This is a genomic window from Achromobacter deleyi (assembly GCF_902859705.1).
Lineage (GTDB): Bacteria > Pseudomonadota > Gammaproteobacteria > Burkholderiales > Burkholderiaceae_B > Achromobacter > Achromobacter deleyi.
In genome coordinates this window covers 37,520-52,717 of the sequence record NZ_CADIJO010000035.1, presented here as the reverse complement: position 1 = coordinate 52,717, position 15,198 = coordinate 37,520, and the positions used below count along the sequence as shown (strand labels likewise).

Below are 15,198 nucleotides of genomic sequence, written 5' to 3'. Positions count from 1 at the left end.
CATTCGCGCGGCCGACGCGCGCGGGATGCAGGCAATGCCGACGATGCCCGCCATGTCCGCGGGCAAGCCCCTGCCGGCCACCGTGGGGGCGGCTTCGGCGCACGCCGCCGTGCGCGGAGGTGGGGCGGCGGCGGACGCCGCCCAAGACCCCGACGCCTCGCTGCGCAGCATCGCCGCGCTGGCCGACCAGGGCTGCGTGGCCGAGGCCATGACGCAATGCCGCGCCCACCTGGAGCGCCACGGCGCCAGCGCCGACGCGTTGTACCTGCTGGGCCTGCTGCACGACACCGAGGGCGATGCCCGCCAGGCCCAGGCCGCCTACCGCAAGGCGCTGTACCTGGACCCGACCCACCGCGAGGCGCTGCTGCACCTGGCCGCGCTGATCGCGTCCGAGGGCGACCACGAAGGCGCCCGCCGCTTGCAGGCGCGCGCCGCGCGCCAGGAGGCCCGCCGTGACTGACGCATTGGCCAGGCTGTCCGAAGTGGACGATTGCTGGAACCGTATCGGCATCCGCGGCGATAAAAGCTGCGAACGCCTGCCGGAACACGTGCACTGCCGCAACTGTCCGGTGTATGCCGCGGCGGCCAAGCGGATCCTGGACCGGCTGCCGCCGCAAGCGGCCGCCCATGTCGAGGACGTGACGGCCGCGCTGGCGGGGCAGGCGCGCCTGTCGTCGCTGCTGGTGTTTCGCCTGCGCAATGAATGGCTGGGCCTGCCCACCAAGGCGCTCGATGAAGTGGCCAGCACCCGCGCCATCCTGACGCTGCCGCACCGCCGCGACCCGGCGGTGCTGGGCGTGACCAACGTGCGCGGCACCCTGACGGTGTGCGTGTCGCTGGCGCGGTTGCTGGGGCTGGACGCCACGGCGGCGGATGGCGGCCGCGACCGGCCGGCGGCGGCGCGCATGCTGATCTTCGGCGGCGCGGGCCGCGCGGTGGTACTGCCGGTCGACGAGGTCGAAGGCATTCATTCGGTGGACCTGGACGCGCTGGGGGCCTTGCCCGCCACCGTCGAAGGCGCCAGCCTGAAGTATTCACGCGGCGTGGCGCGCTGCGGCGCCCGCAGCGTGGGCGTATTGGACGAGACCCTGTTGATGCAAGCCTTGGAACGGAGCCTGGCGTGAACCCGGACCAGATGCGCGACGCCTCGCTGCTGGAACTGTTCCAGCTGGAAACCCGCAATCAGGTGCAGGTGCTGAACAACGGCCTCTTGGCGCTGGAGCACGACCCCACGTCGGCGCCCCAGCTCGAGGCCTGCATGCGCGCCGCGCATTCGCTCAAGGGCGCAGCCCGCATCGTCGACCTGCATCCGGCAGTGCGCATCGCGCATGCCATGGAAGACTGCCTGGTGGCCGCGCAGGAAGGGCGGCTGCGCTTGCAGGCCGCCGATATCGATGCGCTGCTGCTGGGCGCGGACCTGTTGCAGCGCGTGGCCACGCCCGGCGCCGAACTCGGCAGCGAGATCGACGACCTGGTGGCCCGCCTGTCCAACGCGCCCAATGCGCCGCCCGCCGCGCCGGTGGTCGAACGCGCGCCCCGGCCGTCAGATTTTCTGCCGCCCATCCAGCGGCCGGACGATCCGCCGCCACCGCCGCCGCCCGCGCGCCGCGTGTCGGACCAGGCGCTGGGCGAGGGCGAACGGGTGCTGCGCGTCACGGCCGACACGCTCAACAAGCTGCTGGGCCTGTCCAGCGAAACCCTGGTCGAATCGCACTGGATTGCGCCGTTCAGCGCGTCCATGCTGCGGCTGCGGCGGCTGCAGTCGGGCGCCGGGCAGGCGCTGGACAGCCTGCGCGCCTCGCTGGCCGGGGAGCCCCTGGACGCCCGCAGCCAGGCCGCGCTGGATGATGCCCAACGCATCGTCGAAGCCTGCCAACAGGAACTGACCCAGCGCGCCAGCGAGGTCGACGAATTCGGCTGGCGCATGGGCCACCTGGCGCAGCGCCTGTACGACACGGCGCTGGCCTGCCGCATGCGGCCGTTTGGCGACGGCGTGGGCGGCATGGCGCGCATGGTGCGCGACCTGGGCCGCTCGCTGGGCAAGCAGGTACGGCTGGAAATCGACGGCGACACCACCCAGGTCGACCGCGACATCCTGGACAAGCTCGATGCCCCGCTGATGCACCTGTTGCGCAACGCGGTGGACCACGGCATCGAGATGCCGATGGACCGCCTGGAAGCCGGCAAGTCGCCCGAAGGCCTGATCCGGCTGTCGGCGCGCCACGCGGCCGGCATGCTGCTGATTGAACTGAGCGACGACGGCGGCGGCATTTCGCTGGACCGCCTGCGGGTCGAAGTGGTGCAGCGCAAGCTGACCAACAGCGAGACCGCCGCCCGCCTGAGCGAGGCCGAACTGCTGGAATTCCTGTTCCTGTCCGGTTTCAGCACGCGCGGCGAAGTGACCGAGATCTCGGGCCGCGGCGTCGGGCTGGATGTGGTGCAGACCATGGTGCGGCAGTTGCGCGGCGCCGTGCGCATTCACCAGCAGACGGGGCAGGGCACGCGCTTCGTGCTGGAAATGCCGCTGTCGCTGTCGGTGGTGCGCAGCCTGCTGGTCGAGGTGCAGGGCGAGATCTACGCGTTTCCGCTGGCGTATGTCAGCCACGCATTGCAGGTGCGCGCCGAAGACATCGAGCAGCTCGAAGGGCACCAGCATTTCCGCTTCATGGACCGCCAGATCGGCCTGGTGTCGGCGCGCCAGATCCTGCGGTCGGGCGACCCGGCCCCGGCGGCCGAAACCCTGCCGGTCGTGGTGGTGGGCGACCACGACAAGCTCTACGGCATTGCCGTGGACCGCTACGTGGGCGAGCGCACGCTGGTCGTGCAGCCGTTGGACCCGCGCCTGGGCAAGGTGCAGGACGTCATGGCCGGTTCGCTGATGGACGACGGCACGCCGCTGCTGATCCTGGACGTCGAGGACATGCTGCTGTCGGTGCAGAAGCTGGTCGAAGGCGGGCGCTTGACCCGCGTGGACGGCGGCGGCCCGGTGGCGCAGGCGCGGCGCCGCAAGCGCGTGCTGGTGGTGGACGATTCGCTGACCGTGCGCGAACTGGAACGCAAGCTGCTGCTGAACCGCGGCTTTGACGTGGCGGTGGCGGTGGACGGCATGGACGGCTGGAACATGCTGCGCAACGAGCCCTTCGACCTGGTGGTGACCGACGTCGACATGCCGCGCATGGACGGCATCGAATTGGTCACGCGGATCAAGGCTGACCCCAAGTTGCAAAGCCTGCCGGTGATGGTAGTGTCTTACAAAGATCGCGAAGAGGACAGACGGCGGGGCCTGGATGCCGGCGCCGACTATTACCTCGCCAAGGGCAGCTTCCACGACGACGCCCTGCTGGACGCCGTCGAAGACCTGATCGGAAAGGCGCGAACGTGAGAATCGGAATCGTCAACGATCTGCAGATGGCCGTCGAAACCCTGCGGCGCGTCATCGCATTGGAACCCGGGCTGGAAGTCGCCTGGGTCGCCGCCAACGGCCAGGAGGCCCTGGAACAGTGCGCCCAGGACCGTCCCGACGTGGTGCTGATGGACCTGATCATGCCCGTCATGGACGGGGTCGAGGCCACCCGCCGCATCATGGCCGAAAGCCCTTGCGCCATCGTGGTGGTCACGGTGGACGTGGCCCGCCATACCGCCCGGGTGTTCGACGCCATGGGCTATGGCGCGCTGGACGCGGTGGATACCCCGGTGGTGGGCAGCGCCGACCTGCGCACGGCGGCCGCGCCCTTGCTGCGCAAGATCCGCAACATCGGCTGGCTGATCGGCCGCTACGGCAACAACCGCACGGCGCTGTCGCCGGTGGCCCGCAGCGCGACGCAGGCAGGGCCGTCGCAGGGCCTGCTGGTGATCGGCGCCTCGGCCGGCGGCCCGGCCACGCTGGCGCAGCTGCTGCGCGATCTGCCCGTCACGTTTCCCGCCGGCATCGTGCTGGTGCAGCATGTGGACGCGTCGTTCGCCGCCGGCATGGCCGATTGGCTCAACGACCAGGTGACGCTGCCGGTGCGGCTGGTGCGCGAGGGCGAGCGCCCCGCGCCCGGCCAGGTGCTGCTGGCCGGCACCGACGACCATCTGCACCTGGTGGCGGATGGTACGCTGCGGTACACCGAGAATCCCAAGGAAAGCCTGTACCGTCCCTCAATTGATGTATTTTTCCATAGCGTGGCACAGCATTGGCGCGGCCTGGCGGTCGGCGTGCTGCTGACCGGCATGGGGCAGGACGGGGCGCGCGGCCTGAAGGCGCTGCGCGAGCGCGGCTGCCTGACCATTGCCCAGGACCAGGCGACCAGCGCGGTCTATGGCATGCCCAAAGCGGCGGCTGCCTTGCAGGCCGCCGTTGAAATCCGCCCATTGGATAAGATTGCACCCCGTTTGATCCAGGCGTTTGCCTGACCCGGCGGATACAGCGAGAAATCAAGGAAAGACACTATGCACCCTCCCATTGACAGCCCGGCGTCGGCGGACCTGAATTCGCACGCGGCCATGGTATTGCTGGTCGACGACCAGGTAATGGTCGGCGAGGCCATCCGCAGGGCCCTGGCCACGGAGGGCAACATTGACTTCCACTATTGTTCGGACCCCTACAAGGCCCTGACCGTCGCCATCCAGACGCGGCCCACCGTGATCCTGCAGGACCTGGTGCTGCCGGGCGTGGACGGCCTGAGCCTGGTGCAGGAATACCGCGGCCATCCGGTGACGCGCGACATTCCCATCATCGTGCTGTCCACCAAGGAAGACCCGGCCATCAAGAGCGCGGCGTTTGCGGCCGGCGCCAACGACTACCTGGTCAAGCTGCCCGATTCGATCGAACTGGTGGCCCGCATCCGCTACCACTCGCGCTCGTACCTGGCGATGGTGCAGCGCGACGAGGCCTACCAGGCCCTGCGCCAGAGCCAGCAGCAGTTGCTGGAAAGCAATATGGAACTGCGCCGCCTGACCAATTCCGACGGCCTGACGGGCCTGGGCAACCGCCGCTATTTCGACGAATACCTCAACGCCGAATGGCTGCGCGCACGCCGCGACGGCCGCGAAATCAGCATGCTGATGATCGACGTGGACCACTTCAAGTCCTACAACGACACCTACGGCCACATTGCCGGCGACGAGGCCCTGAAACGCGTGGCCAACACCATCTTCGCCAGCTGCGACCGGTCCACCGACCTGGCGGCGCGTTTTGGCGGCGAGGAATTCGCGCTGGTGCTGCCGGGCACGCCGGCGGGCAGCGCGCGCCTGGCCGCCGAAAAGCTGCGCCGCGCGGTGGAAGCGATGCAGATTCCGCAAAAAGATGCGGGCGGCGGCCCGTGGCTGACCGTCAGCGTGGGCACCGCCACGGCCGTGCCGGTGGCCGACCAGCCTTGCACCGACCTGATCCAGGTGGCCGACCGCGGGCTGTACCAGGCCAAGCGCCAGGGCCGCAACCGGGTGGTGCAGGGGCAGATGTAATTCAGCAAGCGGCCCCGGCGTTGTGCGGGGCCTGCGCGCGGGGCCGTGCCTGTGCAAGGCACGGCCCCGCGGCGCTTCAGGCCGGCCTTATTGCCGCCGCCGGATCAGCGTGGCCGCCAGCATCAGCGTCAGGCTGACCGCCACGGCCACCGCGGCCATGGCCATGCCTTCGCCCACCGACCCCTGTTCGAACTGCCGCCAGACGAAGATCGACACCGTCTGCACGCCGGCCGGCGCCAGCAGCAGCGAGGTGACCAGTTCGCGCGAGGCCACGGCAAACACCATCAGCATCGACGCGGCCAGGCCCGGCAGCACCAGCGGCAGCACGATGCGGCGCAGCGCCGCCGCCGCGCTGGCGCCGTGCACCCGCGCGGCCGCTTCGAGGTTGGCGCCGATCTGCGACAGCGCCGCGCTGACGTAGCGCACGGGGTAGGGCAACAGCAGGCAGGTGTACGACAGCAGCAGGATGCCCCAGGTGCCGTAGGGCGACGCGGGCCAGAACGGCTGGTTCCAGGCCAGGATCAGCCCCACGCCCACCACCACGCCGGGCAGGGCCGCGGGCAGCAGCGCCAGCGCGTCGATGACGGCGGCGCCCGGCACATGCCGGCCCGCCACGCACCACGCGGCAAGCAATCCCACGGCGCCGGCCGCCAGCGCGGTGCCGCTGGCCAGCAAAAGGCTGGTGGACAGCGCCTGCCAGGCTTCGCCGCCGGTCTGGAACAAGGCCGCGAAATTGGCCAGGGTCAGGTTGGTAGGCGACAGGCCTGCCGAGACGTGGCGCGTCAAGGCCGCGGCCAGCATCGAGGCCAGCGGCGCCGCGACGGCCACCAGCGCGACGGCGGCGAACAGGCCCAGCACCGGCCAGCGCCACGCGCCGAGTTGGCCGCGCGCCAAGGGGGCAGGCTTGCCGGTGGTGGTTTCGAAGCCGCGTCCGGCCACCAGCGCGCGCTGCACCGCGTAGGCGGTCAACGCCAGCGCCACCAGCACCATCGACAGCAGCGCGGCGCCGGGCAGGTCGATGGGCCAGTCCGCCAGGCGCCGCTCGATGGCGGTCGTCATGACATTGACGCCGGCCTGCGAGCCCAGCGCGGCGGGCACGCCGTATTCCTCGATGGCCAGCGTGAAGGCCAGCAGCAGGCTGGCCGCGATGGCCGGCAGCGCCAGCGGCAGGGTGACGCGCAGGAACGCGCGCCAGGGCCCGGCGCCGAACACGCGCGCCACGTCCGCCAGCCGCGCGCCGGTGGCGGCCATGCTGCGCGACACGGCGAAATACACCACCGGGAAGATCGCCAGCCCCATGGCCAGTGTCACGCCCGCCGGGGAAAACAGCAGCGGACCCAGGTTGAAACCGGCCAGTTGTTCCAGGTAGCCGCGCGGTTGCAGCGCCATGGTCCAGGACAGCGCGGCGATGTAGGGCGGCAGCAGGAAAGGCACCAGGAACAGCAGGTCCCAAAGCCGCGCCAGCGGCACCTGGAACAGGCCGCGCAAGGCGCCCAGCGGGATGCCGATTGCGGCGCTTACGGCCGCCACGCCCAGGCCCAGCTTGAGGGTGCCGCCGATCAGGGTCAGCGCGGCCGGGGTCGCCAGGGTCGCGGCCCAGGCGCCGAAGGGGTTGCGCAGCGACCCTTCGGCCAGGTGGGGAAAGATGGCCTGCAGTGCGACAAAGGCCATCGGCAGGGCGACGAGCACGCCCAGGGCGGCCACGGTGATGGCCGCCAGGATGAAGACGCTTTTCATGGTGGAGGTGGGGATGCCGGGCGGGCCGGCATCCCGGCCTGTCAGTGTTGGCCGAACAGGCGGGCGAACCGGGCCAGCACCTCGGCGCGATTGGCGCCGGGGGCGGTCTCGGGCAGCAGCGCCAGGTCCTTGAACAGGGGCCGCTTGCCCGCCACGTCCTGGCGCGCGGGCATCAGCCAGGCGTCGGCGACGGCGCGCTGGCCGTCTTCGGACAGCACGTAGTCGATGAACTTGCGTGCGTCGTCGGGCGCTTTGGTGGTCTTCAGGATCATCATCGGGCGCGGCGCGATGGCGGTGCCGCTGGACGGGAAGATGACCTTGATGGATTCGCCCTTCTCGACGCTGGCGTACGACACGTAGTCGACCGCGCCGAACACTGCCGCCTTGGCGCCTTGCAGCACCGGCGTCAGCGCCTGGGCGTTGGGGCCCGAGATCGTCATGCCGTTGTCGCGCAGCGTTTCAAAGAGCTTCCAGGCGGCTTCGCCCTGGGCGCTTTGCAGGCCCAGCAGCAGGTCCAGCGAGGCGCCGGACAGCGCCGGGTCGGGCGTGGTGACGGCCTGCTTGAACTGCGGGCCGGTCAGGTCGGACCAGTCGCGCGGTTCGGGCGTGCCGCTGCGCGAATTCCAGACGATGCCCAGCGCGGAAATGCCCTGCGCGACGTAGGTCGGGGTCTTGAAGCGCGCCGGCACCTGGGCGGCGTTGGGGCTTTCATAGGCGAGCAGCCAGCCGCGCTGGTCCAGGTCTTGCGCGGTGTCCCACGAGGCCGAGATCAGCACGTCGGCGCGCGGGTTCGCGGCCTCGGCTTCCAGGCGCGCCATCACCTTGCCGGTGGTGGCCTGGAACACGTCGACCTTGATGCCGGTCTTTTCCTGGAAGCCCGCGGCCAATTGCTTGATCAGGCCGCCGGGGCCCGCGGTGTAAACGGTAAGCGCCTTGGCCTGGCCCGAGGCCAATCCGAACGAAAGCGTCATAAAGAACGTAGCGAGTAGTTTTGAAAGGGGTGCGTGGGGCATTTTAGGCAGAGTCCTGGGGTTTGGACATGACAAGGTCGGCGATGCGGCCGTGCGCCATGCGGGCGATCGTGTGCGCCAGGGCATGGGCTTCCTCGTGGTCGTGGGTGACATAGACGGCGGTGGTGCCAAGCCGGCGCAGCAGCGCGCCGATCTCGACGCAGAGCGATTCGCGCAGGGCCCGGTCCAGGTTGGACAGTGGCTCGTCGAACAGCAGCACGCGCGGCCGCGCCACGATGGCGCGGGCCAGCGCGACGCGCTGCTGCTGGCCGCCGGACAGGTCCGACGGGCGGCGCGTGGCGTGCTCGTGCAGGCCGACCAGGGCCAGGGCTTCCTGCACCCGGGCCGGCCGCTCGCGCCGCGGCACGCCGCGCATTTCCAGCGGGAAGGCGACGTTCTGCGCTACGCTCAGGTGCGGCCACAGGGCGTAGTCCTGGAACACCATGCCCAGGCCGCGGCGTTCCGGCGGCTCGTGGCGCTGCGCGTCGCAGACGGTGGCGCCGCCGAACTCGATGCGGCCGGACTGTGGCCGCAGCAAGCCCGCCAGGGCCTTGAGCAGGGTGCTCTTGCCGCAGCCCGACGGGCCGAGCAGCGCCAGGACGGTGCCCGCGGGCACGTCCAGGTCGACGCCGTCCAGCACGGTGTGGCCGTTGAAGGCGTGCCGCAGGCCGCGCACGGCGATCGCCGTGCCGCCCGCGGTAGGATCAAGCGCGCTCAAAACCGGTGCCGCAGGCCAAGGTTCAGGCCGAACTGGTTCTTGCCCGGCTCGACGTTGGCGCCGTACTTGCCGCCGATGACGCTCTGCGACGACTTGTCGTCGTTGACCGCGTAGGCCGCCACCGCATACACCGTAGTGCGCTTGGATAGGTCGTATTCGTTGCCCAGCACGAACATGGTCGACTTCTGGCCGGTGCCCGCGGCTTGCGCGGCGGGGCAGACGGCGTTGTTCATGTCGTCGCACACGGCATCGTCCAGGTGGTACACGGTGAACGACAGGCGGTTGTTCTGCACCGGCAGGTAGGTGAAACCCAGCCAGGTCAGGTTGTTCTTGTAGTTGCGCTGCGTCAGCTTCTGTTCCAGCCAGCGGTAGCCGCCGTACAGCTTGAAGCCGTCGAAGTCGTACGACACGCCGGCCACGATGCGGTCTTCGCGGTTGTCGCTGTTGGCGCCCTTGGCCGGCTTGTCGGCGTTCTTGGAGTGGTACAGCAGGCCGGCGTCCAGGCCGCCGGACTGATAGCGCACGCCGCCGCCGATCATGCGGCCCAGCGTCTTGTCGTCGAACGATTGTTCGTTGTTCCAGCCGAAGCTGTAGTAGCCGCCGACCGAGACGGGGCCGAACTTGCCGACGTACATCACCGCGTTGTCGGTGCGGTCGGAGAACGCCGCGTCAGGGCGCTTGATCGAGAAGTTGGCGTTGTCGAACGGGTTGTACTTGCTCATCCATTCGATCATCAGCGTGTTGTGGCGGCCCAGCGTCAGGCGGCCCCATTCCTTGCTGGCCAGGCCCACGTAGGCCTGGCGGCCGAACAGGCGCCCGCCCTGCATGGTGGTGCCGTTGTCGGAATCAAAGCCGTTTTCCAGCACGAACACGGTGGACAGGCCATCGCCCAGGTCTTCGGTGCCGCGCAGGCCCCAGCGCGAACCGCTGAGATTGCCCGTGGCCATGCCGGTCTTGCTGTTGCCGCCCGGACCGTTGTTGACGTATTGCAGGCCGGTGTCGATCAAGCCGTAGAGCTGAACCGAGGTGGCGGTGGCCGCCGCCGAGAGGGCGGGGGAGAGAGCGAAGACGGACAGGCAGGCGCCAGCCGCCGCAATGCGGAGAGTCGATTTCATAACAGGAAGTCCTCTTTGGGATTCAATCGGAATCGACACTCTATTTTTCGGTCGCTACAGCTTCATGACACTCCTGGCGGCTGTGGTTTTCTGGTGCAAGGGGCAAGGCGCGGTGTGCGCTACAGATGCAGCTTGGTCGAAGACTTCACTTCGTGCATCGACAGCGTGCTGAGCAGTTCCTTCACGCCGGGCAGCGTGCGCAGGCGGTTGCGCACGAATTCGGAATAGGCGTCGAAGTCGCGCGCCACGATGTGCAGCAGATAGTCGTGCTGGCCGGTGGTGTTGTGGCAGGCCAGCACTTCGGGCATGGCGGCCACCGAGGCCTCGAAGGCGTGGCAGGTTTTCTCGGTGTGGTTTTCCAGCGAGATGCTGACGAAGGCCACCACCCCCATGCCCAGCGCGCGGCGGTCCAGGATGGCCTGGTAGCCGCGGATGACGCCAGACGTTTCCAGGCGCTTCAAGCGCTTCCAGCAAGGCGAGGCGGACAGCGACACGCGTTCGGCCAGTTCGGCGTTGGACAGGCGGCCATCTTCTTGAAGGATTTTCATGATTTTCCAATCGATCGCGTCAAGTTGATGTAACAAGGCAGTGTCTTTCATGGTTCTGGTGTTAAGAGAAACGATATTTCCAATTATCCGATTTCGGCAGTAGAAATGGAAAGAAAATTGTGGCCGGGGCGGCCCATACTCGCTGCATCGCCCGGCGGGCGGCGCTATCGTGTCCGAACGCGCATTGCGCCCGCCAGGCATGCCGCAATTCCCCCAAAGAGAGGCACACCATGAGCTATTCCAGTTATCACAAGAAAGACATCTTCGGCCGTCCGCTGCACGCGGAAACGCAGATGATGTCGTACGGCTTCGATCCCTTCCTGTCCGAAGGCGCGGTCAAGCCGCCGGTGTTCCTCACGTCGACCTTCGCTTTCCGGTCGGCCGAAGACGGCGCCGAGTTCTTCGACCTGGTGTCGGGCCGCAAGCCCTTGCCGCAGGGTGAATCGGCCGGGCTGGTGTACAGCCGCTTCAACCATCCCAACCTGGAAATCGTCGAAGACCGCCTGTCGTTGCTGGACGGCTCGGAAGACGCCGCGGTGACGTCCAGCGGCATGTCGGCGATCAGCGCGGTGTTCCTGGCTTTCCTGCGCCCCGGCGACCAGCTGGTGCAGTCCGTGCCGCTGTATGGCGGCACCGAAACGCTGATCGCCAAGATCTTTCCGGAATGGGGCATCGGCTCGCATCCGATCCACGACGGCCTGTCGGCGCAAAGCATGCGCGATGCGCTGGAAGCCGCCGCGGCCAAGGGCCCGGTGCGTCTGTTCTACGTGGAAACGCCGGCCAACCCGACCAACGCGCTGATCGACTTCCAGGCCATGACGGCCGAGCTGGACGCGTTTGCGTCGCGCCACGGCTACCGCCCGATCTCGGTGTGCGACAACACGCTGCTGGGCCCCATCTTCCAGAAGCCGGCCGAGCATGGCGTGGACCTGTGCGTGTATTCGCTGACCAAGTACGTGGGCGGGCACAGCGACCTGGTGGCCGGCGCCGTCACGGGCTCGAAAGACCTGATCAAGAAAGTGCGCGCCATCCGCAGCGCTTTCGGATCGCAACTGGACCCGCATTCGTGCTGGATGATCACGCGCTCGATGGAAACCGTGGTGCTGCGCATGAAGCAGGCTGCGCGCAGCGCCACCAAGGTGGCGCAGTGGCTGGCGGGCAATCCGCATGAAAAGGTGCAGATCTTCCATCCGGAAATGATCGCGGACGACGCCTACCAGGCCGTCTACAAGCGCCAGTGCACCGGGCCGGGGTCGACTTTTGCGTTCGTGCTGGACGGCGGGCGGCCCAAGGCGTTTCGCTTCATCAACGCGCTGCGCCTGTTCAAGTCGGCGGTCAGCCTGGGCGGCACCGAGTCGCTGGTGTGCCATCCCGCGTCCACCACGCATTCGGGCGTGCCGGCCGCCGAGCGCGACGCGGCCGGCGTGTCCGAAGGCCTGATCCGCATTTCGATCGGCCTGGAGCACGAAGAAGACCTGATCGCCGACATGGATCAGGCCTTTCGCACCGCCGCCATGAAGTAGCCGACGGCCAGCGCGGCGGCGATGGCGGCAGGATCAGCCCGCCGTCGCGCCGCGTGAACGGGTATCGCCGCGCAGCCGGTTCAGCAGCACCAGCACGGCGGTGCCCAGCAGCATCACGGTGGCCGTGGCGATGACCACGGCGTAGCCGGCATCGAAAGCCGTGCGGGCCAAATGCGCCAGCGAGGCGCCCAGGTCGGCCGACAGGCCCTCGGCCACGATCAGGGCTTCGTCCAGGCTGTCGCGCGCGGCGCCCGCGCCGGCGGCCGGCAGGCCCGCCGGCACATCCAGCGTGTGGGCATAGACGCCCGACAGGATCGAGCCCATCAGCGTCACGCCCAGCGCGCCGCCCAGTTCGTACGAGACTTCTTCGATGGACGCGGCCATGCCGGCGCGTTCCGGCGTGGCGCTTTGCATGATGGTGCTGGACGCGGCCGTCATGGTGGCGCCGATGCCCACGCCCAGCACGCACAGGCTGGCCATCTGCGCGGCCAGCGCGCCGTCGTAGCTGAACAGGTAGCCGCCCATGCCCAGGCCCGACACCAGCAGCGACACGAACAGCAGCCGCGCGCCGCTGACGCGCGACAGCAGCCAGCCCGCCAGCGGCCCGGCAATGAAGGCGGCCAGCGGCAAGGGCAGGATGTACAGCGCGGCCTGGATCGGCGACATGCCCAGCACCAGTTGCAGGCGCTGGCTGAAGACCAGTTCCATGCCCAGCAGGGCGGCCGCGGCGAACAGCGCCGACGCCACCGCCGAGCTGAAGCTGGGGTTGCGGAAAATGGCGAAGTCGATCAGCGGATAGGGCCGCGCGCGCTGGCGCCGCACGAACACCGCCAGCATCGCGGCGCCGCCCGCGCAGGCCAGCCCGGCCTGCAGCCAGGACGGCTGGGCGCGGCCCAGTTCCTTCAGGGCATACGCGGTCAGGATCAGGCCCGCCATGACCTGCAGCGAACCGGTCAGGTCCCAGGGGCGCTGGCGGTCGGGGCGGCTGGCCGGGATGTAGCGGCGCGCCAGCGGCAGCGCCAGCAGCACGATGGGCAGGTTGATGAGAAACACCGAGCCCCACCAGAAGTGTTCCAGCAGGACGCCGCCGATGACCGGGCCCAGCGCCGCGCCGCCCGAGGCCACCGAGGCCCACACGCCGATGGCGACGGCGCGCTCGCGTTCGTCGGTGAAGGTCAGGCGCAGGATCGACAGCGTGGCCGGCATCATCATGGCCGCGCCGATCGCCAGCACGGCGCGCGCGGCGATCAGGGCGCCCGGGTTGGGCGAATAGGCCGCAGCCAGCGAGGCCGCACCGAATACCACCAGGCCCATCATGAACAGGCGCTTGTGGCCCAGGCGGTCGCCCAGGGTGCCCATGCCCAGCAGCAGGCCGGAAACCACCAGGGCGTAGATGTTGACGATCCAGAGCTTGGACGAGGCCGTCACGCCCAGTTCGTGCGTGAGCCGGGGCAAGGCGGTGTACAGCACCGTCATGTCCACGACGATCAGCAATAGGGCGCTGGACACGATGGCCAGCACGAGCCAGCGGCCGGGGGCGGCTGGGGCGACAGCGTGGGTAAGGTTCCGCTGCGTCATAGGGATGCTCCTGTAAGACCGCCATTATCTATCTACATAATTTCTATAAAAAGTTTGATTGCATCTATAAAATAGATGGATTGTGTGGGCAGGAGGAACCATGAACTGGACGCTGGATCAGTTGAGGCATTTCGTGGCGGCGGCCGACGCGGGCTCGTTCTCGGCGGCGGCCCGGCAACTGGGCCGCGCGCAATCGGCCGTCAGCACGTCATTGGGCCTGCTGGAGGCCGACCTGGGGGTGGAACTGTTCGACCGCTCGCACCGCAATGCCACGTTGACGCAGGCAGGCGACGTGCTGCTGCAAGAGGCGCGCGAACTGCTGCGCCAGGCGGCGGGGCTGGAGCAACGCGCGCTGTCGTTTGCCGCCGGCCAGGATGCGCGCCTGTGCGTGGCGCTGGACGAAGCCTTGCCCTACCTGGTGCTGGGCGAGCTGGTCAAGGAAGTGTCGGCGCGCTTTCCGGCGCTGGAACTGACCCAGCTGAACGGCACGGCCACCGAAGTGGCCGACTACGTGCAGCAGGGCCGCGCCAGCGTGGCGTTTCATTTCGACCGCGGCGACCCGGGGGCGGCGTTCGCGCATCGCTATCTGGGCGACGTGGGGCAGGGCATCTTCGTGGCGCGCGGGCATGCGCTGGCGGCGCTGCCCGAAGTCACGCGCAACGATCTGGCGCGGCATCGCCAGCTGGTGATGCAGATGGACGGCGTGCAGGACGTGGTGATGAGCCCGTCCGCTTGGCGCTCGGACAGCTTCTACAGCATTGCCGCCATGGCGGCCGACGGCCTGGGCTGGGCGATCCTGCCGCTGAACATCGCCGAATACGAGGGCTATCGCAACGATCTGGTCAGCGTGCCGTGCGCGGGGCTGTCCCTGCCGCCGCTGTCGGTGCGCACGCTATGGCTGCAGGGTCGCAGCCCCAGCCCGACCGAACGGTGGCTGCAGGAAAGAATGGGGCAGTTGCTGCGAACTGGGGCGTGAATCCGCGCCCGTCCGGACTGGCCGGGCGAAGGCGCGGCGCTTGCCAAAGCGGCCTTGGCGGCCGCCAGGCGTCAGCCCTTCTTGCGGTAGACCAGCACCGGCGTCGTGGAATGCGCCAGCACCTTCTGCGTCTGGCTGCCCAGCACCACGGCGGCCATGCCGCGGCGGCCGTGCGAGGCCATGGCGATCAGGTCGCAGTGGCGCTCGCGGGCGGCGTCGATGATGGCCTGGTACGGGTCTTCATGCGTGGCGCGCAGCGTTTCGCACGGCACGCCGGCTTCGCGCGCCTGGGACGCTGCCGCGCTCAGCAGGCGTTCGGCCTGGGCGCGGATCTGGTCCTGGTATTCGTTCAGGTTGTGGGCCACCTGGGCCGCGCCCATGGCAAACACATGAAAGGGTTCTTCGACGGTCAGAATGGTGACCTGGGCGCCCAGCGCGCGGGCCAGGTTCAGGGCATTGACGACGCCTTCGGTGGACAGGGCCGAGCCGTCCGTGGGGATGAGGATGTGCTTGTACATGGTGTCTCCCGTGCTTGTGCCGCGGCCCCC

13 protein-coding genes and 1 pseudogene are annotated in these 15,198 nt (G+C 68.9%); 7 read left to right on the top strand and 7 right to left on the bottom strand.

Annotated elements, in window-relative coordinates; translation table 11 throughout:
- From HV798_RS29025 to HV798_RS29005, 5 genes and pseudogenes are all read left to right on the top strand, one after another.
- Window positions 1-460 (top strand): annotated as a pseudogene (locus HV798_RS29025) (tetratricopeptide repeat protein); the annotation flags it as partial.
- Window positions 453-1,124: a chemotaxis protein CheW gene (locus tag HV798_RS29020; protein WP_175195989.1), complete on the top strand. Its 672-nt coding sequence runs from the start codon at window positions 453-455 to the stop codon at window positions 1,122-1,124. The pseudogene HV798_RS29025 and the gene HV798_RS29020, both read left to right, overlap by 8 nt.
- The gene (locus HV798_RS29015) at window positions 1,121-3,382 is read left to right on the top strand and encodes a hybrid sensor histidine kinase/response regulator (protein ID WP_175195987.1); all 2,262 of its coding nucleotides are present in this window, start codon (window positions 1,121-1,123) and stop codon (window positions 3,380-3,382) included. Before HV798_RS29020 ends, HV798_RS29015 begins: the two co-directional genes overlap by 4 nt.
- A complete protein-coding gene (gene cheB / locus HV798_RS29010) occupies window positions 3,379-4,395 on the top strand; it encodes a chemotaxis response regulator protein-glutamate methylesterase (RefSeq protein ID WP_175195985.1) in 1,017 nt (338 codons plus the stop codon). The genes HV798_RS29015 and cheB overlap by 4 nt, the downstream gene beginning before the upstream one ends.
- 36 nt (window positions 4,396-4,431) lie before the next feature.
- Window positions 4,432-5,445, top strand: coding sequence for a response regulator (locus HV798_RS29005; protein ID WP_025137902.1), 1,014 nt, complete (start codon window positions 4,432-4,434; stop codon window positions 5,443-5,445).
- A gap of 87 nt (window positions 5,446-5,532) precedes the next feature.
- Here the strand turns inward: HV798_RS29005 and HV798_RS29000 are convergent, their stop codons facing one another.
- From HV798_RS29000 to HV798_RS28980, 5 genes are all read right to left on the bottom strand, one after another.
- Complete coding sequence (locus tag HV798_RS29000) at window positions 5,533-7,182, bottom strand: ABC transporter permease (RefSeq protein ID WP_175195983.1); 1,650 nt, start codon at window positions 7,180-7,182, stop codon at window positions 5,533-5,535.
- Window positions 7,183-7,223: 41 nt separating this feature from the next.
- A complete protein-coding gene (locus HV798_RS28995) occupies window positions 7,224-8,153 on the bottom strand; it encodes an ABC transporter substrate-binding protein (RefSeq protein WP_217481200.1) in 930 nt (309 codons plus the stop codon).
- Window positions 8,154-8,196: 43 nt separating this feature from the next.
- Window positions 8,197-8,910: an ABC transporter ATP-binding protein gene (locus tag HV798_RS28990; RefSeq protein WP_175195979.1), complete on the bottom strand. Its 714-nt coding sequence runs from the start codon at window positions 8,908-8,910 to the stop codon at window positions 8,197-8,199.
- Window positions 8,907-10,025, bottom strand: a complete 1,119-nt coding sequence (locus tag HV798_RS28985) for a porin (protein WP_175195977.1) — start codon at window positions 10,023-10,025, stop codon at window positions 8,907-8,909. The genes HV798_RS28990 and HV798_RS28985 overlap by 4 nt, the downstream gene beginning before the upstream one ends.
- 119 nt (window positions 10,026-10,144) lie before the next feature.
- Window positions 10,145-10,624, bottom strand: coding sequence for an Lrp/AsnC family transcriptional regulator (locus tag HV798_RS28980; RefSeq protein ID WP_029953882.1), 480 nt, complete (start codon window positions 10,622-10,624; stop codon window positions 10,145-10,147).
- Between the two features lie 179 nt (window positions 10,625-10,803).
- Here HV798_RS28980 and HV798_RS28975 point away from each other — a divergent pair, with 179 nt between their 5' ends.
- Window positions 10,804-12,096, top strand: coding sequence for a cystathionine gamma-synthase family protein (locus HV798_RS28975; protein ID WP_025137908.1), 1,293 nt, complete (start codon window positions 10,804-10,806; stop codon window positions 12,094-12,096).
- Window positions 12,097-12,129: 33 nt separating this feature from the next.
- Here the strand turns inward: HV798_RS28975 and HV798_RS28970 are convergent, their stop codons facing one another.
- On the bottom strand, window positions 12,130-13,674 hold the full coding sequence (locus HV798_RS28970) for an MFS transporter (RefSeq protein ID WP_175195975.1): 1,545 nt from the start codon (window positions 13,672-13,674) through the stop codon (window positions 12,130-12,132).
- 100 nt (window positions 13,675-13,774) lie between these two features.
- Between HV798_RS28970 and HV798_RS28965 the strand changes: the two genes are divergently transcribed.
- On the top strand, window positions 13,775-14,650 hold the full coding sequence (locus HV798_RS28965; RefSeq protein WP_175195973.1) for a LysR family transcriptional regulator: 876 nt from the start codon (window positions 13,775-13,777) through the stop codon (window positions 14,648-14,650).
- A 71-nt stretch (window positions 14,651-14,721) separates the two neighbouring features.
- On the opposite strand, the gene HV798_RS28960 is transcribed toward HV798_RS28965, so the two are convergent.
- Window positions 14,722-15,168, bottom strand: a complete 447-nt coding sequence (locus HV798_RS28960; protein WP_025137911.1) for a universal stress protein — start codon at window positions 15,166-15,168, stop codon at window positions 14,722-14,724.
- Window positions 15,169-15,198: the final 30 nt, after the last annotated feature.